General features: G+C 62.9%; 37 protein-coding genes. 1 reads left to right on the top strand and 36 read right to left on the bottom strand.

Annotation, left to right across the window (positions count from 1 at the left end; all coding sequences use genetic code 11):
• Nucleotides 1–12: 12 nt before the first annotated feature.
• From rplO to rpsL, 24 genes are all read right to left on the bottom strand, one after another.
• Nucleotides 13–483, bottom strand: coding sequence for a 50S ribosomal protein L15 (rplO, locus tag CKW39_RS02660; protein ID WP_095796666.1), 471 nt, complete (start codon nucleotides 481–483; stop codon nucleotides 13–15).
• Between the two features lie 2 nt (nucleotides 484–485).
• The gene (gene rpmD, locus CKW39_RS02655) at nucleotides 486–695 is read right to left on the bottom strand and encodes a 50S ribosomal protein L30 (RefSeq protein WP_095796592.1); all 210 of its coding nucleotides are present in this window, start codon (nucleotides 693–695) and stop codon (nucleotides 486–488) included.
• Nucleotides 695–1,420, bottom strand: a complete 726-nt coding sequence (gene rpsE, locus CKW39_RS02650) for a 30S ribosomal protein S5 (RefSeq protein ID WP_095796591.1) — start codon at nucleotides 1,418–1,420, stop codon at nucleotides 695–697. The genes rpmD and rpsE overlap by 1 nt, the downstream gene beginning before the upstream one ends.
• Nucleotides 1,417–1,788: a 50S ribosomal protein L18 gene (gene rplR, locus CKW39_RS02645; RefSeq protein ID WP_016997064.1), complete on the bottom strand. Its 372-nt coding sequence runs from the start codon at nucleotides 1,786–1,788 to the stop codon at nucleotides 1,417–1,419. Before rplR ends, rpsE begins: the two co-directional genes overlap by 4 nt.
• A gap of 2 nt (nucleotides 1,789–1,790) precedes the next feature.
• Nucleotides 1,791–2,327 carry a 50S ribosomal protein L6 gene (rplF, locus tag CKW39_RS02640; protein WP_095796590.1) on the bottom strand — a complete coding sequence of 179 codons (537 nt, stop codon included), beginning with the start codon at nucleotides 2,325–2,327 and terminating at the stop codon, nucleotides 1,791–1,793.
• Between the two features lie 32 nt (nucleotides 2,328–2,359).
• Nucleotides 2,360–2,758 (bottom strand): 30S ribosomal protein S8, encoded by a 399-nt coding sequence (gene rpsH, locus CKW39_RS02635; RefSeq protein WP_095796589.1) that lies wholly within the window; start codon nucleotides 2,756–2,758, stop codon nucleotides 2,360–2,362.
• Nucleotides 2,759–2,833: 75 nt separating this feature from the next.
• Nucleotides 2,834–3,403, bottom strand: coding sequence for a 50S ribosomal protein L5 (rplE, locus tag CKW39_RS02630; protein ID WP_095796588.1), 570 nt, complete (start codon nucleotides 3,401–3,403; stop codon nucleotides 2,834–2,836).
• A complete protein-coding gene (gene rplX / locus CKW39_RS02625) occupies nucleotides 3,403–3,747 on the bottom strand; it encodes a 50S ribosomal protein L24 (RefSeq protein WP_095796587.1) in 345 nt (114 codons plus the stop codon). Before rplX ends, rplE begins: the two co-directional genes overlap by 1 nt.
• Before the next feature lies 1 nt (nucleotide 3,748).
• Nucleotides 3,749–4,117: a 50S ribosomal protein L14 gene (rplN, locus tag CKW39_RS02620; protein WP_095796586.1), complete on the bottom strand. Its 369-nt coding sequence runs from the start codon at nucleotides 4,115–4,117 to the stop codon at nucleotides 3,749–3,751.
• 571 nt (nucleotides 4,118–4,688) lie between these two features.
• Nucleotides 4,689–4,973 carry a 30S ribosomal protein S17 gene (gene rpsQ / locus CKW39_RS02615; protein WP_016997057.1) on the bottom strand — a complete coding sequence of 95 codons (285 nt, stop codon included), beginning with the start codon at nucleotides 4,971–4,973 and terminating at the stop codon, nucleotides 4,689–4,691.
• A complete protein-coding gene (gene rpmC / locus CKW39_RS02610; protein ID WP_016997056.1) occupies nucleotides 4,970–5,275 on the bottom strand; it encodes a 50S ribosomal protein L29 in 306 nt (101 codons plus the stop codon). The genes rpsQ and rpmC overlap by 4 nt, the downstream gene beginning before the upstream one ends.
• Nucleotides 5,276–5,278: 3 nt before the next feature.
• Complete coding sequence (gene rplP, locus CKW39_RS02605; RefSeq protein WP_016997053.1) at nucleotides 5,279–5,695, bottom strand: 50S ribosomal protein L16; 417 nt, start codon at nucleotides 5,693–5,695, stop codon at nucleotides 5,279–5,281.
• Nucleotides 5,695–6,537 carry a 30S ribosomal protein S3 gene (gene rpsC / locus CKW39_RS02600; protein ID WP_016997051.1) on the bottom strand — a complete coding sequence of 281 codons (843 nt, stop codon included), beginning with the start codon at nucleotides 6,535–6,537 and terminating at the stop codon, nucleotides 5,695–5,697. Before rpsC ends, rplP begins: the two co-directional genes overlap by 1 nt.
• The gene (gene rplV / locus CKW39_RS02595) at nucleotides 6,538–6,903 is read right to left on the bottom strand and encodes a 50S ribosomal protein L22 (protein ID WP_016997049.1); all 366 of its coding nucleotides are present in this window, start codon (nucleotides 6,901–6,903) and stop codon (nucleotides 6,538–6,540) included.
• A gap of 50 nt (nucleotides 6,904–6,953) precedes the next feature.
• The gene (gene rpsS, locus CKW39_RS02590; RefSeq protein WP_016997047.1) at nucleotides 6,954–7,235 is read right to left on the bottom strand and encodes a 30S ribosomal protein S19; all 282 of its coding nucleotides are present in this window, start codon (nucleotides 7,233–7,235) and stop codon (nucleotides 6,954–6,956) included.
• A 12-nt stretch (nucleotides 7,236–7,247) separates the two neighbouring features.
• Nucleotides 7,248–8,087, bottom strand: a complete 840-nt coding sequence (gene rplB / locus CKW39_RS02585; protein WP_095796585.1) for a 50S ribosomal protein L2 — start codon at nucleotides 8,085–8,087, stop codon at nucleotides 7,248–7,250.
• A 31-nt stretch (nucleotides 8,088–8,118) separates the two neighbouring features.
• Entirely contained in the window at nucleotides 8,119–8,424 is a 306-nt protein-coding gene (gene rplW / locus CKW39_RS02580) for a 50S ribosomal protein L23 (RefSeq protein ID WP_016997045.1), read from the bottom strand.
• Nucleotides 8,421–9,050, bottom strand: a complete 630-nt coding sequence (gene rplD, locus CKW39_RS02575; RefSeq protein ID WP_095796584.1) for a 50S ribosomal protein L4 — start codon at nucleotides 9,048–9,050, stop codon at nucleotides 8,421–8,423. Before rplD ends, rplW begins: the two co-directional genes overlap by 4 nt.
• 6 nt (nucleotides 9,051–9,056) lie before the next feature.
• Nucleotides 9,057–9,713, bottom strand: a complete 657-nt coding sequence (gene rplC, locus CKW39_RS02570) for a 50S ribosomal protein L3 (RefSeq protein WP_095796583.1) — start codon at nucleotides 9,711–9,713, stop codon at nucleotides 9,057–9,059.
• 16 nt (nucleotides 9,714–9,729) lie between these two features.
• Nucleotides 9,730–10,038, bottom strand: a complete 309-nt coding sequence (gene rpsJ, locus CKW39_RS02565; RefSeq protein ID WP_003803825.1) for a 30S ribosomal protein S10 — start codon at nucleotides 10,036–10,038, stop codon at nucleotides 9,730–9,732.
• A 535-nt stretch (nucleotides 10,039–10,573) separates the two neighbouring features.
• Complete coding sequence (gene tuf, locus CKW39_RS02560; protein ID WP_095796582.1) at nucleotides 10,574–11,764, bottom strand: elongation factor Tu; 1,191 nt, start codon at nucleotides 11,762–11,764, stop codon at nucleotides 10,574–10,576.
• A 159-nt stretch (nucleotides 11,765–11,923) separates the two neighbouring features.
• Nucleotides 11,924–14,038, bottom strand: a complete 2,115-nt coding sequence (fusA, locus tag CKW39_RS02555) for an elongation factor G (RefSeq protein ID WP_095796581.1) — start codon at nucleotides 14,036–14,038, stop codon at nucleotides 11,924–11,926.
• 79 nt (nucleotides 14,039–14,117) lie between these two features.
• Nucleotides 14,118–14,588 carry a 30S ribosomal protein S7 gene (gene rpsG / locus CKW39_RS02550; RefSeq protein WP_095796580.1) on the bottom strand — a complete coding sequence of 157 codons (471 nt, stop codon included), beginning with the start codon at nucleotides 14,586–14,588 and terminating at the stop codon, nucleotides 14,118–14,120.
• Nucleotides 14,588–14,962, bottom strand: coding sequence for a 30S ribosomal protein S12 (gene rpsL / locus CKW39_RS02545; protein ID WP_016998029.1), 375 nt, complete (start codon nucleotides 14,960–14,962; stop codon nucleotides 14,588–14,590). Before rpsL ends, rpsG begins: the two co-directional genes overlap by 1 nt.
• 269 nt (nucleotides 14,963–15,231) lie before the next feature.
• On the opposite strand from rpsL, the gene CKW39_RS02540 reads away from it, so the two are divergent.
• Nucleotides 15,232–15,864: an RDD family protein gene (locus CKW39_RS02540; RefSeq protein WP_095796579.1), complete on the top strand. Its 633-nt coding sequence runs from the start codon at nucleotides 15,232–15,234 to the stop codon at nucleotides 15,862–15,864.
• Here the strand turns inward: CKW39_RS02540 and CKW39_RS02535 are convergent.
• The 12 genes from CKW39_RS02535 to CKW39_RS02485 form a co-directional block, all read right to left on the bottom strand.
• On the bottom strand, nucleotides 15,800–16,594 hold the full coding sequence (locus tag CKW39_RS02535; RefSeq protein ID WP_095796578.1) for an IclR family transcriptional regulator C-terminal domain-containing protein: 795 nt from the start codon (nucleotides 16,592–16,594) through the stop codon (nucleotides 15,800–15,802). The genes CKW39_RS02540 and CKW39_RS02535 overlap by 65 nt on opposite strands.
• A 103-nt stretch (nucleotides 16,595–16,697) precedes the next feature.
• On the bottom strand, nucleotides 16,698–17,357 hold the full coding sequence (locus CKW39_RS02530; protein ID WP_095796577.1) for a 3-oxoacid CoA-transferase subunit B: 660 nt from the start codon (nucleotides 17,355–17,357) through the stop codon (nucleotides 16,698–16,700).
• A complete protein-coding gene (locus CKW39_RS02525; RefSeq protein WP_016998027.1) occupies nucleotides 17,354–18,052 on the bottom strand; it encodes a 3-oxoacid CoA-transferase subunit A in 699 nt (232 codons plus the stop codon). Before CKW39_RS02525 ends, CKW39_RS02530 begins: the two co-directional genes overlap by 4 nt.
• 39 nt (nucleotides 18,053–18,091) lie before the next feature.
• Entirely contained in the window at nucleotides 18,092–19,303 is a 1,212-nt protein-coding gene (locus tag CKW39_RS02520; RefSeq protein ID WP_095796576.1) for a thiolase family protein, read from the bottom strand.
• 173 nt (nucleotides 19,304–19,476) lie between these two features.
• Nucleotides 19,477–19,884, bottom strand: a complete 408-nt coding sequence (pcaC, locus tag CKW39_RS02515) for a 4-carboxymuconolactone decarboxylase (protein WP_095796575.1) — start codon at nucleotides 19,882–19,884, stop codon at nucleotides 19,477–19,479.
• Nucleotides 19,885–19,898: 14 nt separating this feature from the next.
• Nucleotides 19,899–20,249 carry an alpha/beta fold hydrolase gene (locus tag CKW39_RS15675; RefSeq protein WP_254049237.1) on the bottom strand — a complete coding sequence of 117 codons (351 nt, stop codon included), beginning with the start codon at nucleotides 20,247–20,249 and terminating at the stop codon, nucleotides 19,899–19,901.
• Nucleotides 20,246–20,686, bottom strand: coding sequence for an alpha/beta fold hydrolase (locus CKW39_RS15670; RefSeq protein ID WP_254049236.1), 441 nt, complete (start codon nucleotides 20,684–20,686; stop codon nucleotides 20,246–20,248). The genes CKW39_RS15675 and CKW39_RS15670 overlap by 4 nt, the downstream gene beginning before the upstream one ends.
• On the bottom strand, nucleotides 20,683–22,128 hold the full coding sequence (locus CKW39_RS02505) for a lyase family protein (protein WP_095796574.1): 1,446 nt from the start codon (nucleotides 22,126–22,128) through the stop codon (nucleotides 20,683–20,685). The genes CKW39_RS15670 and CKW39_RS02505 overlap by 4 nt, the downstream gene beginning before the upstream one ends.
• Nucleotides 22,125–22,700 (bottom strand): protocatechuate 3,4-dioxygenase subunit alpha, encoded by a 576-nt coding sequence (gene pcaG, locus CKW39_RS02500; RefSeq protein WP_095796573.1) that lies wholly within the window; start codon nucleotides 22,698–22,700, stop codon nucleotides 22,125–22,127. Before pcaG ends, CKW39_RS02505 begins: the two co-directional genes overlap by 4 nt.
• A complete protein-coding gene (gene pcaH / locus CKW39_RS02495; protein WP_095796572.1) occupies nucleotides 22,693–23,508 on the bottom strand; it encodes a protocatechuate 3,4-dioxygenase subunit beta in 816 nt (271 codons plus the stop codon). The genes pcaG and pcaH overlap by 8 nt, the downstream gene beginning before the upstream one ends.
• 45 nt (nucleotides 23,509–23,553) lie before the next feature.
• Entirely contained in the window at nucleotides 23,554–24,750 is a 1,197-nt protein-coding gene (locus tag CKW39_RS02490; RefSeq protein WP_095796571.1) for a 4-hydroxybenzoate 3-monooxygenase, read from the bottom strand.
• Between the two features lie 121 nt (nucleotides 24,751–24,871).
• Nucleotides 24,872–25,495, bottom strand: coding sequence for a CueP family metal-binding protein (locus CKW39_RS02485; protein WP_031272447.1), 624 nt, complete (start codon nucleotides 25,493–25,495; stop codon nucleotides 24,872–24,874).
• Nucleotides 25,496–25,523: the final 28 nt, after the last annotated feature.

Raw genomic sequence — 25,523 nt, 5'->3', positions numbered from 1 at the left:
CTGCGTTCAGTCTCACGCGGTCTGCGTGGAACCGCCGGCAGCTGCGATCTTCTCAGCCGCGGAGGCCGAGAACTTGTCCGCGGTGATGTTCAGTGCAACGGAGATCTCTCCGGTGCCCAGAACCTTGACCGGCTGGTTCTTGCGCACTGCACCCTTGGCAACGAGATCGGAAATACCGATCGTGCCGCCCTCGGGGAACAGCTCGCCCAGACGATCCAGGTTCACGACCTGGTACTCGACGCGGAACGGGTTCTTGAACCCGCGCAGCTTGGGCAGACGCATGTGCAACGGCAGCTGACCGCCGGCAAAACCGGCCTTCACCTGGTAACGCGCCTTGGTGCCCTTGGTACCGCGACCGGCAGTCTTACCCTTCGAAGCCTCACCACGACCCACACGGGTCTTGGACTGGTGAGATCCGGGGGCCGGACGCAGGTGGTGAACCTTCAGAGCGTGCTGCTTCTTGCTCCCAGTGTTTTCAGCCATGGTCACTCGGCCTCCTCAACCTCTACGAGATGCGACACGGTATTGATCATGCCCGCGGTCGCTGCATCGGCCTTGCGCTCCACCACGTTGCCCGGCTTCTTCAAACCGAGGGAACGAAGGGTGTCGCGCATGTTCTGCTTCTGACCGACCACGGAGCGGATCTGCTTGATACGCAGTGTGGCACCGTTGGCCTGAATACGCTTTCCGTTCATCAGGCACCTGCCTTCTGGATATCGCGCAGCAGCGGGCCCGGAACAACCTCGTCCATGGGCAGGCCACGACGGGCAGCCACGGAAGCGGGCTCTTCGAGCATACGCAGGGCCTCAATGGTTGCGTGCACGATGTTGATCTGGTTGGACGAGCCCAAGGACTTGGACAACACGTCGTGGATGCCCGCGCACTCGAGTACGGCACGCACCGGACCGCCGGCGATAACACCGGTACCCGGAGTGGCCGGACGCAACATCACGACACCGGCAGCGGCTTCGCCCTGCACGCGGTGCGGAATGGTGCGCTCTTCCACGCGAGGAACCCGGAAGAAGTTCTTCTTGGCTTCCTCGACGCCCTTGGAGATGGCGGCGGGAACTTCCTTGGCCTTGCCGTAGCCCACGCCAACCATGCCGTTGCCATCGCCAACCACCACGAGGGCGGTGAAGCTGAAGCGGCGGCCACCCTTGACCACCTTGGAGACACGGTTGATGGTCACGACGCGCTCGAGGAACTTGTCCTTCTCTTCCTCGCGACCGCCACGGCCACCACGGCCGCCGCGCTCGTTACGACCGCCGCGCTCGCCACGGCCACCGCGCTCGTTGCGGTTACCGCGACCGCCGCGGCCACCGCGGTTGTCCTCGGTTCCCTGCTGAGCCTCAGTAGCTTCGTTGGAAGCGTTGGTGGCTTCGCTCACCTTGGTTTCCTTCTCATTGTTCTGCTCGCTCATAGCGCCAGACCTCCTTCACGGGCACCATCGGCCACCGCGGCCACACGGCCGTGGTACTTGTTACCGCCACGGTCGAAGACAACCGTTTCGACACCGGCAGCCTTGGCGCGTTCGGCGACGAGTTCGCCGACACGCTTGGCCTTGGCGGTTTTGTCCTCCGAGGCGGCCCGCAGGTCAGCTTCCATGGTGGAAGCTGACGCCAGGGTTACACCCTTGTCGTCGTCGATCACCTGAGCGACCATGTGACGCGCGGAACGGGTCACTACGAGACGGGGACGCAGAGCGGTACCGGAAACGTACTTGCGTACGCGGCGGTGACGACGTGCGCGCTGAGCGGACTTCGACTTGCCCTTGATTACGAGAGCCATGATTACTTACCAGCCTTTCCGGCCTTGCGGCGGATCTGCTCGCCGGCGTAACGCACGCCCTTGCCCTTGTAGGGGTCGGGCAGACGCAGCTTGCGGATCTTTGCGGCAACCTGGCCAACCTGCTGCTTGTCGATACCGGCGACGGTGACTTTGTTCGAACCTTCCACGGACAGCGTGATGCCGTCCGGAGCCTCGAACGGAACAGGGTGGCTGTAACCCAGAGCGAACTCCAGGTTGGCGCCCTTGGCCTGAACACGGTAACCGGTTCCGACGATTTCCAGCTGCTTGCTGTAACCCTCGGAGACACCCTGGACCATGTTGGCGATCAGGGTACGAGTCAAACCGTGCAGAGCGCGGGACTCGCGCTCGTCGTTGGGGCGGGCAACCTGAACGGTGCCGTCTTCAACAACCACGGTGATGGGAGCGGCCACGGTGTGAGTCAATTCGCCCTTGGGGCCCTTGACCTTCACCACGGAACCGTCCACAGCGACCTCCACACCGGCGGGCACAGAGATCGGGAGACGTCCAATACGTGACATGTTCTCTTCCTTTCTTTGTTCTGTGCTGCCGATTACCAGACGTACGCGAGGACTTCCCCGCCCACGCCCTTCTTGCCGGCCTGCTTGTCAGTCAGCAGACCCGAAGAGGTGGAGAGGATCGCGATGCCCATGCCGCCGAGAACCTTCGGCAGGTTGGTGGACTTCGCGTAAACGCGCAAACCCGGCTTGGAGATACGGCGAACGCCTGCAATGGAGCGCTCACGGTTGGGGCCGAACTTCAGGGACAGGGTGAGGGTCTTACCGACCTTGGCCGGTTCCTCACTCCAGTCCGCGATGTAACCTTCGGCCTTGAGGATGTCCGCAACCCGAGCCTTCAGCTTGGAGTACGGCATGCTCACGGTGTCGTGGTATGCGGAGTTCGCATTACGCAGACGCGTCAGCATGTCTGCGACAGGATCTGTCATTGTCATGTTTGGGCACATGCCCTTCCTCGTCACGGTTTCCCGACCGGTTACAGCCAGTCGGGACCTCTGACGTCGCGGGAATTAGTTGGTCTTGAACGGGAAGCCGAGCGCCTTGAGCAGCGCGCGACCCTCGTCGTCAGTCTTTGCGGTGGTCACCACGGTGATGTCCATACCGCGCACACGGTCGATCCGGTCCTGGTCGATTTCGTGGAACATGGACTGTTCCGTCAAACCGAAGGTGTAGTTGCCGTTGCCGTCGAAGTGACGGTCGGACAAGCCACGGAAGTCACGGATACGCGGCAGGGCCAGCGTGACCAGACGGTCCAGGAATTCCCACATACGATCGCCACGCATGGTGACGTGAGCGCCGATGGGCATACCTTCGCGCAGCTTGAACTGCGCGATGGACTTCTTGGCACGGTTGACCACGGGCTTCTGGCCGGTGATGGCGGTCAGGTCCTTGATGGCGGAATCCACCAGCTTGGAATCCTTGGCTGCCTCGCCCAGACCCATGTTCACGACAACCTTGGTGATGCGGGGCAGTTCCATGACGTTCGTGTAACCGAACTCTTCCTGGAGTGCCGGCGCAACGGTTTCCTGGTACTTGGTCTTGAACCGCGGGGTCATCTTGGTTTCGGTCGTTTCGCTCATCACAGATCCTTGCCGGTGCTCTTGGACACGCGAACGCGAACGGTCTTCTGCTTGCCGTCACGCTCCACGGTCTCGGTGCGATAGCCCACGCGGGTCGGCTTGCCGGTCTCCGGGTCCACGAGCATCACGTTCGAGATGTGAATGGGAGCCTCGGTCTTGACGATGCCGCCGGCTTCGCCCTGGGCGCTGGCACGCTTGTGCTTGGTCACCACGTTGACACCTTCGACAACCACGCGGGAAGTCTCGGTGATCACACGCAGGACCTTGCCCTGCTTGCCCTTGTTCTGCTTGTTGCCGGAAATAACCTGAACCAGGTCTCCGGTCTTGATCTTGAATTTCGCCATGTCAGAGCACCTCCGGAGCCAGCGAGATGATCTTCATGAACTTCTTGTCGCGCAGCTCGCGGCCCACGGGGCCGAAGATACGCGTGCCACGGGGATCCCCGTCGGTCTTCAAGATCACTGCGGCGTTCTCGTCGAAACGAATGTAGGAACCGTCGGAACGGCGCCTCTGCTTCTTGGTACGGACCACAACTGCCTTGACAACGTCGCCCTTCTTGACGTTGCCACCGGGGATTGCGTCCTTAACGGTGGCGACAATGACGTCACCAATGCCTGCGTAACGGCGTCCGGATCCACCGAGTACACGGATGGTGAGGATTTCCTTCGCACCCGTGTTATCGGCGACCCTAAGCCGCGACTCCTGCTGAATCACTGATTTCTCCTGTCGTCGCGCCGGTTCTCATCCATATTTGGACGATGTCGAGCCTTGCGGAACGGTAGATATTTGAACGCTTCGCTGAACGGTGCTCCCCGTGGCCGTAGGAGGGGCCCGAGGCGTTTTCGCAAAGCACGTACGCGCTGGGTTTGTGGCGTGAGTGATTCGAAGTAATTCAGACGAACTAATCGTCTGCTTCGCTGCCCCACCGAGGATCGGTCTGCTCAACCAGAATCCGTGAACGGGCAACGGCACGCGGTGAACATCGCTTGGCGATGCCGCGTGGTACTTCGCGCGTAAAGCCGCACGAAGACGCTGGTTCATGCCCCGATTTCCCTGCGGAAATCACGGTCCGCCGGGCGGGCCGTGGGGCATTGTGGATTCTGACTCAGCAGTGTCGAAGTCAGTGACGTGGGCACACGTGTGCCACACGCGTACTGATCCACTGTACAGCCCACGGACTGGTAGGTCCAACTGGGCGGTTCCGGCAAAGCCACGGGCCCCCATCCGAAGATGAGGGCCCGTGTGTCGGCTCAGAGCCGGCATGCTTTGTCGATCTCGGGAAGCCTTACTTGGCCTTCTCGATGATCTCCACGATGCGCCAGTTCTTACTGGCGGACAGCGGACGCGTCTCGGCGATACGCACGAGGTCACCGACACCAGCGGTGTTCTCCTCGTCGTGCGCCTTGATGCGCTTGGACTTACGCATGACCTTGCCGTAGAGGGCGTGCTTCACACGATCCTCGACCTGCACGACCACGGTCTTGTCCATCTTGTCGGAGACTACGTAGCCGCGACGGGTCTTACGGTCACCGCGCTCGGCCGTGGCCTCGTTGTTAACCTGCTCGCTCACTTGGCATCATCCTCAGACTTGGCGGCCTTCTTGCTTTTCTTGGCTGCCTTCTTGTCGGTCTCTACAGCAGTCGCCTGGACCTCTTCGCGGATGCCCAGCTCGCGCTCACGGAGCACGGTGTAGATGCGGGCGATGTCACGCTTGACGGACTTCAGACGACCGTTGCTCTCGAGCTGACCGGTTGCGGACTGGAAGCGCAGGTTGAACAGCTCTTCCTTGGACTTCCGCAACTGCTCGGTCAGAGCACTGTTGTCGAGCTCCGCGAGGTTTTCCATGTTCAGATCCTTAGATCCAATGGCCATTGATCATTCACCACCTTCGCGACGCACAATACGTGCCTTCATCGGGAGCTTGTGGATTGCCAAACGAAGCGCCTCACGGGCGACCTCTTCGGACACGCCGGAGATCTCGAACATGATGCGTCCGGGCTTGACGTTGGCGACCCACCATTCGGGAGAACCCTTACCGGAACCCATACGGGTTTCGGCAGGCTTCTTGGTCAGGGGACGGTCCGGGTAAATGTTGATCCAGACCTTACCGCCACGCTTGATGTGACGGGTCATTGCGATACGCGCGGACTCGATCTGACGGTTGGTGACATATGCCGGGCTCAGTGCCTGGATGCCCCACTCGCCGAACGATACCTGGGTTCCGCCCTTAGCCTGGCCCCGACGCTTGGGGTGGTGCTGCTTGCGGAACTTAACACGACGTGGGATAAGCATTACTTACCACCCTCTGCGTTGGGCGCCTCCGCAGCGTTGTTCTGCTGCGGGGCTGCGGCGGAGTCGTTACGCTCACGGCGTCCGCCACGGTCGTTACGGTCATTGCCACCACGACGACGACGCTCGCCGCCACCGGCGCCACCGCGACGGTCGTTGCGTCCGCGCGAAGACGGAGCAGCGGCCTGCTGTGCAGCCAGTTCCTTGGAGGTCAGGTCGCCCTTGTAGATCCAGACCTTCACGCCGATACGGCCGAAGGTGGTCTTGGCCTCGAAGAAGCCGTAGTCGATGTTCGCGCGCAGGGTGTGCAGGGGCACACGGCCTTCGCGGTAGAACTCCGAGCGGGACATTTCAGCGCCACCCAGGCGGCCGGCGCACTGGATACGAATACCCTTGGCACCCGCACGCTGTGCGGACTGAATAGCCTTCTTCATGGCGCGGCGGAAGGCCACGCGAGAAGCGAGCTGCTCGGCGACGCCCTGAGCAACCAACTGTGCGTCGGTCTCGGGGTTCTTGACTTCCAGGATGTTCAGCTGGATCTGCTTGCCGGTCAGCTTTTCGAGCTCACCGCGGATGCGGTCAGCTTCGGCGCCGCGGCGGCCGATCACGATGCCCGGGCGGGCGGTGTGGATGTCCACACGCACACGGTCACGGGTGCGCTCGATCTCGACCTTGGAGATGCCGGCGCGCTCCATGCCCTTGGACATGAGTTCGCGGATCTTCACATCCTCGCGGATGTAGTCCTTGTAGCGCTGGCCCGGCTGGTTGGAGTCGGCGTACCAGTGCGAGATGTGGTCGGTGGTGATACCCAGACGGAATCCGTTGGGGTTGATTTTCTGTCCCACTTAGCGGACCTCCTCCTTCTCCGGGGTCGCCACGACCACGGTCACGTGGCTCGTGCGCTTGTTGATGCGGTACGCACGACCCTGGGCGCGCGGCTGGAACCGCTTCATGGTGGGGCCCTCGTCCACGTAAGCAGCGGAGACAACGAGGTCTTCCTGCTTGAACGCGAGGCCTTCACGGTCGGCCTTCTGCCGTGCGTTAGCTACGGCGGATTCGAGAACCTTGAATACCGGCTCGGAAGCTGCCTGGGGGGCAAACTTCAGAATCGCCAATGCCTCATTCGCCTGCTGGCCACGAATCAGGTTGACGACGCGCCGGGCCTTCATAGGCGTCACGCGGATGTAGCGCGCAGATGCCTTGGCTTCCATTGCTTTCCTTCTCTCGTCTTGTCGAAGAAGTGCTACGTGCTAACCAGAGGTCAGCGACGCTTGCCCTTCTTGTCGTCCTTCACATGGCCGCGGAATGTGCGGGTGGGAGCGAATTCGCCGAGCTTGTGCCCGACCATCGACTCCGTGATGAACACCGGGATGTGCTTGCGTCCGTCGTGCACGGCGATCGTGTGGCCGAGCATGTCGGGCACGATCATCGAGCGGCGGGACCACGTCTTGATGACGTTCTTGGTGCCCTTCTCGTTCTCCTTGGCGACCTTCAGGTAGAGGTGCTGATCAACGAAAGGGCCCTTCTTGAGGCTGCGTGGCATTAGTCAGGCTCCTTAGCGCTTGTTCTTGCCGGTACGACGACGACGGACGATGAGCTTGTCGCTTTCCTTGTTGGGGCGACGGGTGCGTCCCTCGGGCTTGCCGTTCGGGTTGACCGGGTGGCGACCACCGGAAGTCTTACCCTCACCACCACCGTGGGGGTGATCCACGGGGTTCATGACGACACCGCGGACGGTCGGGCGGATGCCCTTCCAGCGGTTACGGCCGGCCTTGCCCCAGTTGATGTTGGACTGCTCGGCGTTGCCAACCTCGCCCACGGTTGCGCGGCAGCGCACGTCGACGTTGCGGATCTCGCCGGAGGGCAGACGGAGCTGGCCGTACTTGCCTTCCTTGGCGACGAGCTGCACGGAGGCACCGGCCGAACGAGCCAGCTTGGCGCCGCCACCGGGACGCAACTCCACGGCGTGGAGCACGGTGCCCACGGGGATGTTGCGCAGCGGCAGGTTGTTACCGGGCTTGATGTCGGCGGACGGGCCGGACTCGACAACATCGCCCTGCTTGAGCTTGTTGGGAGCCACGATGTAGCGCTTGGTGCCGTCAACGAAGTGCAGCAGCGCAATGCGAGCCGTACGGTTGGGGTCGTACTCGATGTGAGCGACCTTGGCGTCAATGCCGTCCTTGTCGTGACGACGGAAGTCGATGACACGGTACTGGCGCTTGTGTCCACCGCCCTTGTGACGGGTGGTGATACGACCGGTGTTGTTACGACCGCCCTTCTTGGGCAGCGGACGCACCAGAGACTTCTCGGGCGTGGTGCGCGTGATTTCTACGAAGTCGGCAACCGACGAGCCACGACGGCCCGGGGTTGTCGGCTTGTGCTTACGGATAGCCATAGTTGAAATTCCTCGTTAAAGTGGTCTCCGCTCAGGCGAGCGGACCGCCGAAGATGTCGATGGAACCTTCCCGAAGGGACACGATGGCACGCTTGGTGGCCTTTCGCGTTCCCCAGCCGAAGCGAGTGCGCTTGCGCTTACCGGGACGATTGAGGGTGTTGACGGACTCGACCTTGACACCGAAGATCTTCTCCACGGCGTACTTGATCTCGGTCTTGTTCGCTGAGGGGTCCACCTGGAAGGTGTACTTACCCTCGTCGATCAGTCCGTAGGACTTCTCGGAGACGACCGGGCGAATGATCACATCGCGCGGGTCCTTGTTGTAGATCGCGCTCACTTGGCGTCCTCCTGGTTCTTACCCGTAGCGGACGCAGCAGCAACGAACGAGTCGTAAGCGGCCTTGGTGAAGATCACGTCGTCCGAGACGAGCACGTCGTACGTGTTGAGCTGGTCTGCGTACACGGCGTGCGTGTTGACCAGGTTGCGCACGGACAATGCAGTGACATCGTCGCTGCGGTCCAGAACAACCAGCACGTTCTTGCGCTCGGTGATCGAACGCAGTGCTTCCTTGGCAGCCTTGGTGGACGGCTCGGAAGCAGTCACCAGATTGGCAACCACGTGGATGCGGTTGTTGCGAGCCCGGTCCGAGAGGGCACCGCGCAGGGCAGCCGCCTTCATCTTCTTGGGCGTGCGCTGCGAGTAGTCACGCGGGGTCGGACCGTGGACAACGCCACCGCCGGTCATGTGAGGAGCGCGGATGGAGCCCTGACGAGCGCGACCCGTGCCCTTCTGCTTGAACGGCTTACGGCCTGCACCGGAAACTTCGGCGCGGGTCTTGGTCTTGTGCGTTCCCTGGCGAGCAGCGGCCAACTGAGCGACGACGACCTGGTGAAGCAGTGCCACGTTGGTCTGCGCGTCGAAGATCTCAGCGGGCAGCTCGACGTTTACGGTTTCAGTTGCCATGGCTTATCAGGCTCCCTTCACTGCGGTTCGGACGAGGACGACCGATCCCTTGGGGCCCGGCAGGGCGCCCTTGATGAGCAGCAGGGAGTTGTCGGCGTCAACAGCGTGAACGGTCAGGTTCATGGTGGTGTGACGGGCGTTGCCCATGCGACCAGCCATCTTCATGCCCTTGAAAACACGTGCGGGGTAAGACGCGCCGCCGATGGATCCCGGCTTGCGGTGGTTCTTGTGTGCACCGTGGGAGGCGCCAACGCCGGAGAAGCCGTGACGCTTCATAACACCGGCGGTGCCCTTGCCCTTGGTGGTGCCGACGACGTCGACCTTGGTACCGGCGTCGAAGATTTCGACGGACAGTTCCTGGCCGAGCTCGTAGTCAGCGGAGTCGGAAGTACGAAGTTCGACGACGTGGCGGCGCGGGGTTACTCCGGCGGCGGCGAAGTGGCCAGCCAGCGGCTTAGAAACCTTGCGGGGATCGATCGCACCGAAGCCGATCTGAACGGCGTTGTAGCCGTCCTTGTCCTCGTTGCGCAGCTGCGTCACGACGTTGGAGTCGGCCTTGACCACGGTCACCGGCACGAACTTCCCGTTCTCGTCCCAGACCTGGGTCATGCCGAGCTTGGTGCCCAGCAGGCCCTTAACCTGGCGTTCGAAAGTGGTAGTCATTGGGGTGCGATCCTTTTTACAGCTTGATTTCGATGTTCACGTCAGCCGGCAGGTCGAGACGCATGAGCGAATCGACGGCCTTGGGCGTGGGGTCGATGATGTCGATCAGCCGCTTGTGTGTGCGCATTTCGAAGTGCTCACGGCTGTCCTTGTACTTGTGCGGCGAGCGGATCACGCAGTAGACGTTCTTCTCCGTGGGCAGCGGGACGGGTCCCACTACCGTGGCGCCTGCGCGCGTCACCGTCTCAACGATTTTCCGGGCCGAGACGTCGATGACCTCGTGGTCATAGGACTTCAGCCGGATGCGGATTTTTTGTCCCGCCATGGCGTCGTGACTCTCTTTCTTCAAGTACTTCCCTGTGTGGAGCTTTCGCTCCTTGTGTTTTGGCGCTTATATCGCCACTTCACACAGGCTGAATCCGGTAGAACCGGGTTCCTCACCCTGCTGAAGCACCGACACCCGAACTCGGGCGTGTCGCGGAAAACGCAAACACGAGTTCGCACAAATAATTTCTATGGTGTCGATTGGATGGCTGTTCATGTGGTTCCCATGGAGGCCATGGCTCGTTGAGGCTGCTTCGGTGTACCGGTTCGCCCGACGCGGTCGGGACCTTTTTACGGGCACACGCCGACACGTGAACAACAGCGACCATTCTGCCAGAGATTTACACGCCTTTGCAAACGCGCTCTTCTCATCCCCCGCCCGCAGGCCGTACGCAAGGCCGACGACGCCGCCGCGGCCGGCCGAGCGTCGTCGTCGCCGTACTGCCGAGACGCGTAAGGCCCCGCCAGCACGAAACTGGCGGGGCCTTACGGAGTGGTGTATCGGGCTAGCCGACGATCACTTCAGTCATCAGAGATTACTTGATGATCTTGGTCACCTTGCCGGAACCAACGGTGCGGCCACCCTCACGGATAGCGAAGCCGAGGCCGTCCTCCATGGCGATGGGCTGGATCAGCTCAACGCTCATTTCGGTGTTGTCACCGGGCATGACCATCTCGGTGCCCTCGGGCAGCGTGATGACGCCGGTGACGTCGGTGGTGCGGAAGTAGAACTGCGGACGGTAGTTCGAGTAGAACGGGTTGTGACGTCCGCCTTCTTCCTTGGACAGGATGTAGACGTTTGCCTCGAAGTCCGTGTGCGGGGTGATGGAACCCGGCTTGCAGACAACCTGGCCACGCTCGACATCGTCACGCTTGAGGCCACGCAGCAGCAGACCACAGTTCTCGCCCGCGAGGGCTTCGTCCATCTGCTTGTGGAACATCTCGATACCGGTCACGGTGGTCTTCTGGATCGGGCGGATGCCGACGATTTCGACCTCGGAGTTGATCGGCAGGGTGCCACGCTCGGCACGGCCGGTCACCACGGTGCCACGACCGGTGATGGTGAAGACGTCCTCAACGGGCATCAGGAACGGCTTGTCGGTGTCGCGCTCCGGCTCCGGGATGTTCTCGTCTACGGCCTCCATGAGGTCCTCGACGGACTTGACCCACTCAGCGTCGCCCTCGAGAGCCTTCAGAGCGGACACGCGCACCACGGGTGCGTTGTCGCCGTCGAAGCCCTGGTCGGACAGCAGTTCACGAACTTCCATTTCAACGAGGTCCAGCAGTTCCTCGTCGTCGACCATGTCGGACTTGTTCAGTGCGACCAGCAGGTAGGGAACGCCCACCTGACGGGCGAGCAGAACGTGCTCGCGGGTCTGAGCCATGGGGCCGTCGGTAGCGGCAACCACGAGGATTGCGCCGTCCATCTGAGCAGCACCGGTGATCATGTTCTTCACGTAGTCCGCGTGACCGGGGGCGTCAACGTGTGCGTAGTGACGCTTCTCGGTCTGGTACTCGATGTGAGAGATGTTGATGGTAATGCCGCGCTGCTTCTCCTCCGGAGCGGAGTCGATGGCACCGAAGTCGCGCTGCTCGTTGATGTCCGGGTACTTGTCAGCAAGCACCTTGGAGATCGCAGCGGTGAGCGTGGTCTTGCCGTGGTCAACGTGGCCGATGGTGCCGATGTTGAGGTGCGGCTTGGTGCGCTCGAACTTGGCCTTCGCCATGATGTGTTCCTCCTAGAACATTGAGGTGAGACTTACTCGACGACTCCGAATGTCCGGAGTCTGCTATCACAGCGCATAGCACTGCTGCAGTCGAAACCTGTGCAAGTCTACTTTGGCTTTAGTGGTTTATCGAAATTCGGGGACTAGTCCCCGGTGGGCTTACTCGCCGCGGTTCTTCTGGATGATCTCGTCGGCGACAGCCTTGGGGACCTCCGAATAGCTGTCGAACTGCATCGAGTACACGGCGCGACCCTGGGTCTTGGAACGCAGGTCACCGATGTAGCCGAACATTTCGGACAGCGGCACGAGGGCCTTCACCAGCTTGACGCCGGTGACGTCCTCCATGGACTGGATCTGACCACGACGGGAGTTCAGGTCGCCGATCACGTCGCCCATGTACTCCTCGGGGGTGCGAACCTCCACGGACATCAGCGGCTCGAGGAGCACAGGGTTGGCGCGACGAACGCCTTCCTTGAACACCATCGAACCGGCGATCTTGAACGCCATTTCGGACGAGTCGACATCGTGGTAGGCACCGTCGAGCAGGGTGGCCTTGACACCGACCATGGGGTAACCGGCGAGAACACCCAACTGCATGGCGTCCTGGATACCGGCATCCACGGAGGGGATGTACTCGCGCGGGATGCGGCCACCGGTCACCTTGTTGTCGAACTCGTAGAGTTCCTCGGCGTCCAGCGGAAGCGGCTCGAAAGCGACCTGCACCTTTGCGAACTGACCGGAACCACCGGTCTGCTTCTTGTGGGTGTAGTCGACCTTCTCCACGGGCTTCTTGATGGTCTCGCGGTAAGCCACCTGCGGCTTGCCCACGTTGGCTTCGACCTTGAACTCGCGCTTCATGCGGTCCACCAGGATGTCCAGGTGGAGCTCGCCCATGCCGCCGATCTCGGTCTGGCCGGTCTCGTCGTTGAGGGACACCGTGAAGGTGGGATCCTCAGCGGAGAGCTTCTGAATAGCGGTGGAGAGCTTTTCCTGGTCACCCTTGGTCTTGGGCTCGATGGCCACGAAGATCACGGGTTCGGGGAAGCTCATGGACTCCAGAACGATGGGGTCCGAGGGATCGCACAGGGTGTCACCGGTGGTGGTGTCCTTCAGTCCGATGGCCGCGTAGATGTGACCGGCGGAGATCTCGTCCACCGGGTTCTCCTTGTTGGAGTGCATCTGGAACAGCTTGCCGATGCGCTCCTTCTTGCCCTTGGTGGAGTTCAGCACCTGCTCCCCGGCCTTGGCCTTACCGGAGTACACGCGGATGTAGGTCAACTGACCGTAGAACGGGTGAGCCGCGACCTTGAACGCCAGAGCAGCGAACGGAGCGTTCGCGTCTGCCGGACGGGTCATGACCTCTTCCTCGTCCTTCACGGAGTGACCCTGCACGGAGAGCACGTCCAGCGGAGTGGGGAGGTAGTCAACGACTGCGTCGAGCATGGGCTGCACGCCGCGGTTCTTGAATGCCGAACCACACAGCACCGGGTATGCCTTGGAGTTGATCGTCAGCTCACGGATACCGTGCTTGATCTCGTCCTGAGTGAGCTCTTCGCCGTTGAGGTACTTCTCCATGAGGTCGTCGTTGGCCTCGGCCACGGACTCGACCAGCTGGTTGCGGTATTCCTCGGCACGCTCCTGCAGATCCTCGGGGATCTCGCGGATTTCGTACTTGGCACCCAGGGACACGTCACCCTTGGAGTCGCCCTCCCACACGAAAGCCTTCATGGTGAGCAGGTCGACAACGCCCACGAAATCGTTCTCGGCGCCGATGGGCAGCTGCAGAACGAGCGGGGTTGCACCCAGACGGGACTTGATGGTGTCCACGGTGAAGTAGAAGTCAGCACCGAGCTTGTCCATCTTGTTGACGAAGCAGATACGCGGAACTTCGTACTTGTCAGCCTGACGCCACACGGTCTCGGACTGGGGCTCAACGCCCTCCTTGCCGTCGAAAACTGCCACGGCGCCGTCGAGCACACGCAGGGAGCGCTCGACCTCGACCGTGAAGTCCACGTGACCGGGGGTGTCGATGATGTTGATCTGGTTGTCGTGCCAGTAGCACGAGGTCGCGGCGGAGGTAATGGTGATGCCGCGTTCCTGCTCCTGCGCCATCCAGTCCATCGTGGATGCACCGTCGTGCGTCTCGCCGAGCTTGTGGTTGATGCCCGTGTAGAACAGGATTCGTTCGGTGGTCGTGGTCTTACCGGCATCGATGTGAGCCATGATGCCGATATTGCGGACCTTGTTCAGGTCGGTAAGCACGTCAAGTGCCACGATGGTTCCCTTCGTAAAGGTTGGTGCCGGGCCCAGGTGTCGACCCCGCTGTTGGCGGGGTCGACACGACTATCGGATTTTACCAGCGATAGTGGGCGAAGGCCTTGTTGGACTCAGCCATCTTGTGAGTATCCTCGCGGCGCTTCACAGCGGCACCCAGGCCGTTGGAGGCGTCGAGGATCTCGTTCTGGAGACGCTCAGTCATGGTGTTTTCGCGACGAACCTTGGCGTAGCCGACAAGCCAGCGCAGGGACAGCGCGGTGGCGCGGCCTGCCTTGACCTCTACGGGAACCTGGTAGGTGGCGCCACCGACACGGCGGGAGCGGACCTCGAGGGCCGGCTTGACGTTGTCGAGGGCCTTCTTCAAGGTTGCGACGGGGTCGGCGTTGGTCTTGTTACGAACACCCTCCAGGGCGCCGTAGACGATGCGCTCTGCGGTGGACTTCTTGCCGTCCTGCAGGACCTTGTTGATCAGCTGCGTGACAACGGGAGAGCTGTAGACGGGGTCTACGACGAGGGGGCGCTTGGGAGCGGGACCTTTACGAGGCATTACTTCTTCTCCTTCTTGGCGCCGTAGCGGGAACGAGCCTGCTGGCGACCCTTGACACCCTGGGTGTCGAGTGCGCCGCGCACGATCTTGTAGCGAACACCCGGCAGGTCCTTCACACGACCACCGCGCACCAGCACGATGGAGTGTTCCTGCAGGTTGTGTCCCTCACCGGGGATGTACGCGGTAACTTCCACGCCGCCGTTGAGCTTGACACGAGCCACCTTACGGAGAGCCGAGTTCGGCTTCTTGGGGGTGGTGGTGAACACACGGGTGCACACGCCGCGCTTCATGGGGTTGCCCTTGAGCGCGGGGGCTTTGGTCTTGACGACCTTGGACGTCCGGCCCTTGCGGACCAGCTGCTGAATAGTTGGCACAGTGCCTCCTGTTTGGGCAGACCTTGCGTTCACCGGGTGAACGGCCTGCTGACTGCGGATTGGTGAGTCACGGAAGCAGGCATGACAAAAAAATGGCATCTAGGTACAAACCGCGTACCAAAGGACAGGGTCCAATTTGCCATTGAATCGAAAATGCACACGCTCGTGACCGAGCAATTCCTAGCTACCATAGCAGCTGTCGCGGGCAACTGCGAACTGGCCCCCGAGTCCCCATTGACCTGGAAGACATCGATACGTAATTTTTGAAGATGTCGACTCGTTCAGGACCCACCGCCCGGGCTGACAAGAGACTAGGGGTTGTCAGACTTGTCGCCTGGATCATTGACTGGGTGTGCATCCTCGGGTGGGTGGGTCTCACCGCGGCGGTGGGAGTGCCACTCCATCTGGCGGGCCTCACCGGAGGCCTCAGCTACTTTCAGCTGAATCTGATCGGCGCTCTTGTAGTTGTGGTGCCCGTGGTACTGGCCGCCGCCGTCACCGAATCACGACCGCGCGCAGCAACGCCGGGTAAACGCCTTACGGGATTGCGAGTCTCCAAAGGACACGGCGGCCCATCGGTCTGGGCGGCGCTGGTCCGCAATGCGCTCAAGATCGGGGTTCCGTGGCTCATCGGTCACGCGGCCGTGTTCGCCTTGACCATGCCCGGCGATACGTCCGGTGCCGTGCCGCCCATCGTGTGGCTTCTGACGGCGTTCTCCTACGCGCTTCCGATCGCATACGTCGCGTCCCTGTTCCTGCACACCGGCAGAACCCCGTACGACGCTGCTACGGGCACGTCCGTCGTCAGGGTCCCCACACACCACGGGCACGCGACGATCAGTTCCCCGACGCCGCCAGGTCCTGGGAAATCGCCGCTGCGCACGCGAATAGTTCCGGAATGACCTGAGCCTCCGGGTGCTCGGTGTCCACCCCGGGCATTCCCACGCGCATGGACACGTTGATCGCGGCAACGGTGCGCCCGGTGAGGTCCTTGACCGGAACCGCGGCCGAGCGCAACCCGACTTCCAGTTCCTGGTCGACCACGGCGTACCCCCGTTCCCGCACGCGCTGCAGCTCCTGAACCAGGGCATCACGCTCGGTGGTGGTCCGCCGGGTCAACGGAGAGAGCTCCGCAGTGGTGAGGTACTCCCCCAGCTCCTTGGCGGTGAGTCCTGCGAGCAGCACTCGCCCCATGGACGTGGCATACGCGGGGAACCGGGTTCCCACCGCAATGGCCACGGTCATGATGCGGTGGGTGGCCACCCGAGCCACATACACGATGTCCTGCCCGTCGAGCACGGACAGGGACGTGGATTCCTGAAGCGTGTCCGAAAGATTCTTCAAGTGTGGATTCGCGATCTGCGGGAGCGACAGCGCCGACAGATACGAGTAGCCCAGCTGCAGCACCTTGGGCGTGAGTTCGAACATCCGCCCGTCGGATCGTACGTATCCCAGGGACTCGAGCGTCAGGAGGAACCGGCGGGCGGTGGCTCGCGTCAAACCCGTGTGGCGCGCGACGTCCGAGAGGGTCATGACGGGTTGAGCGGCGTCGAAGGCGGAAATCACGGACAGCCCGCGCGCAAGCGACTGGACGTACTGGCTCTTGTCGGCGGAGTCTGCGTCGGCACTCACGGGGGCTCCAAATCACACGGGTCGAGCACGGGTTTTGTCGAAAGCAACTTCGATTAAAGCAAGGCGGGGGCGGAACCTCGAAAGTTCCGCCCCCGCGCTGGCGTCAGTTGGCGGGCTTCAGCTCGATGTCGACCAACTCGGTGAGTTCGTCGAAACCGATGCCGAAGGTCTCGCGCACGCGCACGCCGTCCTCCTCGATGAGGAACACAGCCTTGTCCGTGTAGATGCGAGACACGCAACCCACACCGGTCAGCGGCATATCGCACTCTGCCACCAGCTTGGACTGGCCCTTCTTGGTTTGCAGGGTCATCATCACAAAGGTCTGCTTGGCGCCGGTGGCCAAGTCCATGGCACCGCCCACTGCGGGGATGGCGCCGGGCTTGCCGGTGTGCCAGTTGGCCAGGTTGCCGTTCTGGTCCACCTGGAAGGCACCCAGGACACAGCAGTCCAGGTGACCGCCGCGCATCATCGCGAAGGAGTCAGCGTGGTGGAAGTAGGAACAACCCTCGGTCTCGACCACGGGGATCTTGCCCGCGTTGATGAGATCTGCGTCGACCTCGTCGCCCTTGGCTTCCGCGCCCATGCCCAGCATGCCGTTCTCGGTGTGCAGGGTGACGTCGTCCTCGGGGGACAAGTAGTTGGAAACCAGCGTGGGCTGGCCGATGCCCAGGTTGACGTAGGCGCCGGCGGGGATATCGCGGGCTACGACCTCTGCGAGCTCTTCGGGGCTCAGTGCGTGATCACTGTTCTGCGGGGCGCTCATGCCGCACCTTCCTCTCGCGGGTCTACCTGCTTGGGAGCTTCGAGCTTGACCACGGTGTCCACGTAGATACCGGGGGTCACCACGACCTCGGGGTCGATCTGACCGCGCTCGACGATCTCGCTCACCTGCACGATGGAGTGCTTGGCAGCGGCCGCCATGATGGGGCCGAAGTTCCGAGCGGTCTTGCGGTAGACCAGGTTGCCCGCGGTGTCAGCGGTGTGTGCCTTGGTCAGGGAGAAGTCCGCGTGGATGGGGTATTCGAGCACCTGGTGCTTGCCGTCCAGTTCACGAACTTCCTTGCCCTCGGCCAACGGGGTGCCGTAGCCGGTGGGCGTGTAGAAAGCACCGATACCGGCACCGGCGGCGCGAATTCGCTCGGCCAGGTTGCCCTGCGGCACGACCTCGAGCTCGATCTCGCCGGCGTGGTACTTCTCGTCGAAGTGCCACGAATCCGCCTGACGCGGGAAGGAGCAAATGATCTTCTTCACGCGGCCGAGCTGGATGAGCTTGGCCAATCCCACGTCACCGTTGCCGGCGTTGTTGTTGACCACGGTGAGGTCCTTGGCGCCGTTCTCGATGAGCGCGTCAATGAGCTCAACGGGCTGCCCGGCAACACCGAAGCCACCGATCATCACGCAGGCGCCGTCGTGGATGGGCTCCACGGCCGCGGCCACGCTGTCTGCAATATTCAGCATGAGCTGTATGTCTTTCTTCGTTTGGTCTGTGTTGAGCGCTTAGCCCTTGGCGTTTTCATTCTCGAGCACCACGGCGAGGCCCTGACCCACGCCGATGCACAGGCTGGCCACGCCCCACCGTTCGCCGGACTCTTCGAGACGACGTGCCAGGGTGCCGAGCACGCGGGTACCGGAGGCGCCGAGCGGGTGACCGATCGCGATCGCACCGCCCCACGTGTTCACGATGCTCTGGTCCACGCCCCACTGGCGCAGGCACGCAAGCGACTGTGCGGCGAACGCTTCGTTGAGTTCTACCGCGGCGACGTCGTCCCAGGAGATGCCCGCGCGCTTGAGCGCGAGGTTGGCGGCCTCGACCGGTGCCTCACCGAAGAACTGGGGTTCATTGGCCGCAGCCCCGCGACCGGCGATGCGTGCGATGGGTGCGCTGCCGAGCAGATCCGCGCCCTTCTCGCTGCCCAGCCACGCGGCGGACGCGCCGTCGTTCATGGGGGACGCATTACCGGCGGTGACCGTGGCGTCCTCGCCCGTGCGGAACACGGTGCGCAGACCGGACAGGGTCTCCGCGGTGGAGTCCGCGCGAACGGTCTCGTCGCGAGTCAACTCGACGCCGCGCTTGGTGTTGGGCTTCACGCTCACGGTGAGGTTGTCGTACTTGCCCTCGTCCCAGGCCTTGGCGGCGAGCTGGTGCGAGCGAGCGGCGAACTCGTCCTGGTCCTCACGGGATATGTTGTGCTTCTCGCGCAGCTGCTCGGTGGCCTCGCCCAGGGAGACGGTCCAGGCATCCGGCATTTCCGGGTTGACCAGGCGCCAGCCCAGGGTGGTGTTGGCGAGCTTGAGATCCTGCATCGGGAAAGCGCGTTCGGTCTTGGGCAGCACCCACGGAGCGCGGGACATGGATTCCACGCCGCCCACGAGCAGCAGGTCCCCCTCACCCACCTCGATCTGACGCGAAGCCATCATCGCGGCGTCCAGGGACGAACCGCACAGGCGGTTGATCGTGGAGCCGGGCACCGAGGTCGGCAGACCCGCGAGCAGGGTGGCCATGCGGGCCACATTGCGGTTTTCTTCGCCGGCGCCGTTGGCGTTACCGAAGTAGACCTCGTCGATCTTGGAAGCGTCCAGCTGGGGAGCGCGCTCCACCATGGTCTTGACCACGAGGGCGGCCAGGTCATCGGGGCGGTGGCTGGACAGCGCGCCGCCCACCTTGCCGAACGGGGTGCGGACTGCGTCGTACACGTAAGCGTGGTTCATGTGAATCCTCACGGTTTGGGCTCACCCGGTCTTCCGGGGCGACACCGTCTCCATCGACCGACGACGCCGCGTTGCGTGATTTCAGAGTAACCAAAAGTGCGCGCCATGTGAACACCTGTTCGTATAGCGAACATAATTGATGAACTGTTGCCCTCGTCGCGGCGCCCTTGGGACTACTCACCCAGCACGCCCATGTCCGAGAGCACCTTCTGGGCGTGTTTGAACGCGTTGTTGGCAGACGGCACGGAAAGGTAGATGGCCGACTGGAGCAGGATCTCCTTGATCTCGTCCGGCGTCAGACCGTTACCGATGGCCGAGCGCACGTGCATCTCGAACTCTTCCCAGTGCCCCGCCGCGATCAGAGCGGTGAGCACGCACGCGCTGCGCATGCGTCGATCCAGGCCCGGGCGGGTCCAGATCTCGCCCCACGCGTAGCGGGTGATGAAGTCCTGGAACTCCTCGGTGAACTCGGTCTTGCCCGCCTCCGCACGATCCACGTGGGCGTCGGAGAGCACCTCGCGGCGCACGGTCATGCCCTCGCTGTGGGCCTGGGACTGGGTGCGTTCTGAACGATCCGTCATGATGTCCTTTCTGCTCAGCGGTGGGCCGAGATGAATCGGGAAATGTGCTCTGCGGTGACCTGCGGCGCCTCGACCGCCAGCAGGTGGGAGGTGTTCGCCACGGTTTCGTGGCGGGCGCCTAATTTGTCGGCCAGTTCCTGCACGGTCTCAGGACCGGTGACGACGTCGCTCGGTCCGGACAGCGTCTGAACGGGCACCTTGGTCTCCGGCTTGGTGTCCCGCAGGTCGAAGGTTGCCAGTGATCGGCACGCGGCCGCGTAGCTGAGCCGGTCCGCGTTCTGGAGATCATGCAGCAAGGCCGTACCGGCCTCGGCGTTGTTCGCCAAGAAGTCAGGGGCGAACCACAACTTGGCGGAGTTGATCACCTGGGTCGGAGCCCGGCCTGCGCCACAAGATCCGCGCGTTCGTGCCAGCCTGCGGGATCCGGGAAGTAGTCGGTCGTGGCAATGAGCGTCAGCGAGGCCAGGCGGTCGGAGTGCTCGGCGAGCAACTGTTGCCCCACTGCGCCGCCGATGGACGTGCCCACGTAGTGGAAGGGCCCGGCAGATACGTGTCCGGCGACCGCATCCAGAACACCCTGCGCAAGCTCCGCAACAGTGAACTCCTGTGCCGGCCCGCTCACGCCGTGACCGGGGAGATCCCAGCCGACCACGCGCATCTCTTGGCCCAGCTGGGAGGCAACACGGCCGTACAGGTTGCTCACGGACGTGCCGATTCCTGGCCCCAGGACCGCCAGTGGGGCGTCATCGGGAAGCTGTTCGGGGTTGGAGAACTCCACGAGTCCAAGCTCGGGAACGCTCATGCAATCAACCTTCCTCGGTGGTTTTTCACGGCGCGGGCACACAGTTGCTGCGTGGCACCCAGGTAGCCGCGCGGGTCCAGCAGCTGCCGCAGCCAGGCGCTCACGCCGTCACGGTCCTGCGGGTTCACACCCTCCGGCAAGGCCGGCGCGTCCTCGGCCATGACCAAATCGGTCAAGTGGTTTGCGAGCGCGTCAGTATCGACGGAGTGCTCGCGCACGGCCGCCTGCACCCGCTGCTTGGCAGTGGAGCCGTCGGATTCGGAGAGCACGGGGGCCAGCGCGGCGCTCAGCCGTTCGGCCATCACACCGGTGCCCGCATCGCGCAGGTTGTGAGCCATCCGCTCCGCATTGACGGTCAGGCCCTCGGTGAGTTCCGCAGCGTGCGACGCCGCCGCGGTGGTCAGGACCGCCAGCTCGCGGAGTGCGGGCCATTCGGCGTGCCAGCCACCGTCCGGGCGTTCGTCCACGGCCGCCGCGGCACCGGAGTTGACCTGCCCCAGGAGGTGAGGCGCGGCCAAGGCGGTGCGTTTGAGTAACACGCTCAACACGGGATTCTGCTTCTGCGGCATGGCGGAGGAGACCCCTCGACCCGGGGCTGTGGGCTCGCGCAGCTCCCCCACTTCGGGCCGGGACATCAACAGCACGTCATTGGCCATGCGTCCCAATGCGGCAGTCGTTTCCGCGAGCGCTCCGGCCACCCTGAGGACGGGCACTCGGTCGGTGTGCCAGACCTGCTCCGGGACGGCCAGTCCGAGTTCCTCGGCCCAGTACCCGATGAGAGTGAAAAGTCGTTCTGCGGTTTCATCCGCGCCTGCACCCTGATCACACAGGGCCATGCCCGCGGCCAGGGTTCCGGAGGCTCCCCCGTAGGACACGGGAAGGTGGGCGCGCTCGAAAACGTCGCGAGCGGCGTCGTCGACACCGGCAAGCCACGAGGCAGCCTTGAGACCGAACGAAATGGGCAGGGCGTGCTGGGTGAGGGTACGGCCGACCATGACGGTCTCCGCGTGTGCTTCGACCAGGCCGGCGAGCGCGTCACCGGTGCGCTGCAGATCCGGCACCAGACTGTCCTGCGCGGCCTTGAGCACCAGCGCGAGCGCGGTGTCCATGACGTCCTGGCTCGTGAGGGACTTGTGCACCGCGGCCACCGGTGAACCGTGCAGTTCCTTGACCGCGGCGCGGTAATCGGCGAGCAACGGAATCACCGGATTGCCGCCGCCCTCGGAGGCTACTGCCAGTCGGTTCAGCGACACCTCGTCGAGAGTGACGCGGTCGACCGCCTCACGACAGGTGTGAGCGATGTCTTCCGGAACGAGCCCCAGACGTGACTGGGCCGCGACCCACGCCGCCTCCGTGAGGAGGACGGCGCGGGCCACGGCACGGTCGTCGAGCAGCTCAGCCGCCCGGTGGCTTCCCGGTGTGAGAAGACCCGTGTTGATCATTCAAGCCCCGGGTAGGCCAGGAACACGGTCTCGCCGTCACCCTGCAGGTGCACGTCGAAGCGCAACGAGCCGTCCGCTTCGCGGGTGGCCACCAGGGTGGCGCGCTCGTCCTCGGACAGCCCCGAGAGCAGCGGGTCGTTGGCGAGCGCCTCGGTGTCCTCGGGCAGGTAAATGCGCGTGAACAACCGGTTGAGCAGGCCGCGGGCGAACACGGTCAGGCAGATGAACGGTGCCTTGCCTGCCTCGGTCGGGCCCGGGTTGACGGTCGTGAAGGTGTAGTGGCCCTCGTTGTCCACAGCCACACGGCCGAATCCGGTGAAGGTGTAGCCGTCACGAATCAACGAACCGGTCTCCTGGGAGACGTTGCCGTTCTCGTCCGCCTGCCAGATTTCCAGCATGGAGTCCGGCACGGGAACGCCGTGGCCGTCGTACACGGTGCCGTGCAGTCGCACGGAACCGGGGTGCGAGCGATCCACCAGGTTCTCGCCGTTCTCGTACGGCAGTGCGTACCCGTAGAACGGGCCGATGGTCTGGCCCGGGGTGGGTACCAGGCGTTGGGTGTTCTCAGACATTGCTGTCATCCTCCGTCCAGGTCCGGTTGGAACCGCTCAACACGATGTCCCACTTGTAGCCCAGCAGCCACTCGTGCTCGGACACGTTGTGGTCGTAGTCGGCCACGAGGCGCTCACGAGCCTTGGGGTCCACGATCGACTGGTAAATGGGATCCAGCGCGAACAGCGGGTCACCCGGGAAGTACATCTGGGTGATCATGCGCTGGGTGAAGTCGGTTCCGAACAGTGAGAAGTGCACGTGCGCGGGGCGCCATGCGTTCTGGTGGTTCTTCCACGGGTACGGTCCGGGCTTGATGGTCACGAACGAGTAGGACCCGTCGTCACCGGTCAGGCAGCGACCCACGCCCGTGAAGTTCGGGTCGATGGGTGCGGGGTGCTGATCGCGCTTGTGGATGTAACGACCCGCGGCGTTGGCCTGCCAGATCTCGACCAGCTGGTTACGTACCGGGCGACCATCGCCGTCCAGGATCCGACCGGTGATGCGAATGCGCTCACCGATCGGCTCGCCGCCGTCCTGAATGGTCAGGTCCGACTCGAGCTTGTGCACGTCACGCTCGCCGAAGGCCGGGGCGTAGAGCTCGATGGTCTCCGGGTCCGTGTGCCGCGGGTCCTTGGTGGGGTGACGCAGGATGGAGCTGCGGTAGGGCGCGTAGTCCAGCCGGGGCTGGGTCTCCGTGCGACCGGACTCCTCGTACTGCTTGGTGATCTCGGCCATCTCGTTGTTGAGCTGGTCCTGGCTGTCAGCGGCGTCGTCGGCGCCCTTGGCCGTGAGCGGCTCGAAGGCGTCTTCTGGATTCTCAGCTGCCATGATTCATCTCCTTTGGGGACATAGCTGCGGTGGTTAGTGCGTGGCTCAGTTGTCCGGCCAACCGGTGTAGCTTTCGGCGAAGTAGGCGGAGCCCCGTTCCGATCCGGTGATCGCCGCGAACTCGCCGCGGCGGCGCTTCTGGTTGAAAGGGTTCTCCCCCGGCTGGATGTGCATGAGATTGGTGGCCCAGTACGAGAAGTTCTGCGCCTTCCAAATGCGTTCCAGGGCCTTGGCCGAATACTCCGCCAGACCGCTCTCGTCACCCTTGTCGAAGAAGTCAATGATGGCCGGAGCCAACACGCGAACATCGCAGAAGGCGAGATTCAGACCCTTGGCACCGGTGGGCGGAACCGTGTGACCGGCATCCCCCACCAGGAACATGTTCCCGTAGCGCAGCGGTTCGCATACATAGGAGCGGAAGGGCAGCACGGTCTTGTCGAAGATCTTGCCGCGCTGCAACTGGAGCCCGTCCGGGCCGTCGATGCGGCGCTGCAGCTCCGCCCAGATGCGCTCGTCGTCCCAGTCGTCGATGTTCTCGTTGGGATCGCACTGGAAATACATGCGCTGAACGGTGTCACTGCGCTGGGAGATCAATGCGAAGCCGTGCTCCGAGTTCGCGTAGATCAGTTCGGGAGCCGAGGCCGGAGCCTCACACAGGATGCCGAACCACGCGAACGGATACTCAATGAAGTTGTCCGTACGGATGTCCTCGGGGATCTGACGCTTGGAAATACCCTTGGAGCCGTCTGCACCGACCAGGATCTTGCAGCGGATCTCGAGGTCTTCTCCGTCAGCCGAGGTACACAGGATCTTGGGCTGCTCGGACGTGAGGTCAACGATCTGGGTGTCCGTCACCTCGTAGCGGACGTCTCCACCATCGCGCTTGCGAGCGGCGGCCAGATCGACGAACACCTCGTTCTGCGGGTAGAGCCACACGGACTCCCCCACGAGCTTCTGTAAATCGATGCGGTGGCTGACACCCTCGAAGCGCAACGTGGTGCCTTCGTGTTCGTGGCCTTCTGTCAGGACCCTCCCGTCAACGCCGGATTCCACCAGCATCTTGACGGTGCCGGCCTCGAGAATGCCGGCGCGGTGCGTGTTGGCAATCTCGTCGTGGGAACGCTTCTCCACAACCACGCTGTCGATACCTGCCTTGTACAGCAGGTGGGAAAGCATCAGCCCGGCGGGGCCTGCGCCCACGATGCCGACCTGGGTTTCCACGATTGTTCGCTCTTTGACCATGTGTCCTCCTTGCGCACGTGTGACTCACATTATGCGTGGCGGACATGGCTCGCATCACAGTGCTTCCATTGAATGGAATGGCGCATTCGAAAGCCGCTGGCGACACAGGCCCGTCAATCGTTCATGCGAGGCGCAAGTTGGTGATGCAAGTGGGATCGTCCTCGTTTTTAGTCGAGATGCTTGCGGTTCCGATCTGACCTGCGTGACTAATTCTGAGCGTGGCGTCTATATCACGCGGTACCCAAAGTCCAAGGAAGCCATTGTCGTACGTCTTGCGCACTTCATCGACAAGAACCTCACCGCTGCCGCTCGTGAGTCTGACCTGCACGTCCGTGTTACCCAGCTCGCCGACACAAGTAGTCAGGCTATGAAAATAACAATCGTGTGTCTGGCTCTTGTAAGGAGCGATTGAGACATACATCCCATCCTCAGGCAGGGGGAGCCGAGCCTCGCGCTGCTGCGTGTCAGAAAGCACGACCGCATCAGGCTGCACTGACGCCTGCAGGCCAGCGGGCCGATTGGAAACAGGCATGGTGTCCAAGCGCTCAATGACTTCCGCCGCACCAAGTCCTTCCAAGCCATGGTTAGCCAAGAGGTCACTCTTTACTGCAAGGTCACCCGACGATGTAGGCACTGCCTCAGGGGCAGATATTGTGCAGCCCGAGAGTGCAAGAGCGGATGCGAAACAGACTGCCGAAGATGCAAGAATCAGCTTTTGTCGACGGCCTGACTGAAGCTTAGTCATGCGGTGCTCCTCCAATGAACTGGCACGT

Source organism: Kocuria sp. WRN011 (assembly GCF_002295155.1).
GTDB lineage: Bacteria > Actinomycetota > Actinomycetes > Actinomycetales > Micrococcaceae > Kocuria > Kocuria carniphila.
The sequence above is the reverse complement of the archived record's forward strand: the minus strand, read 5'-3'. Positions and strand labels throughout refer to the sequence as shown.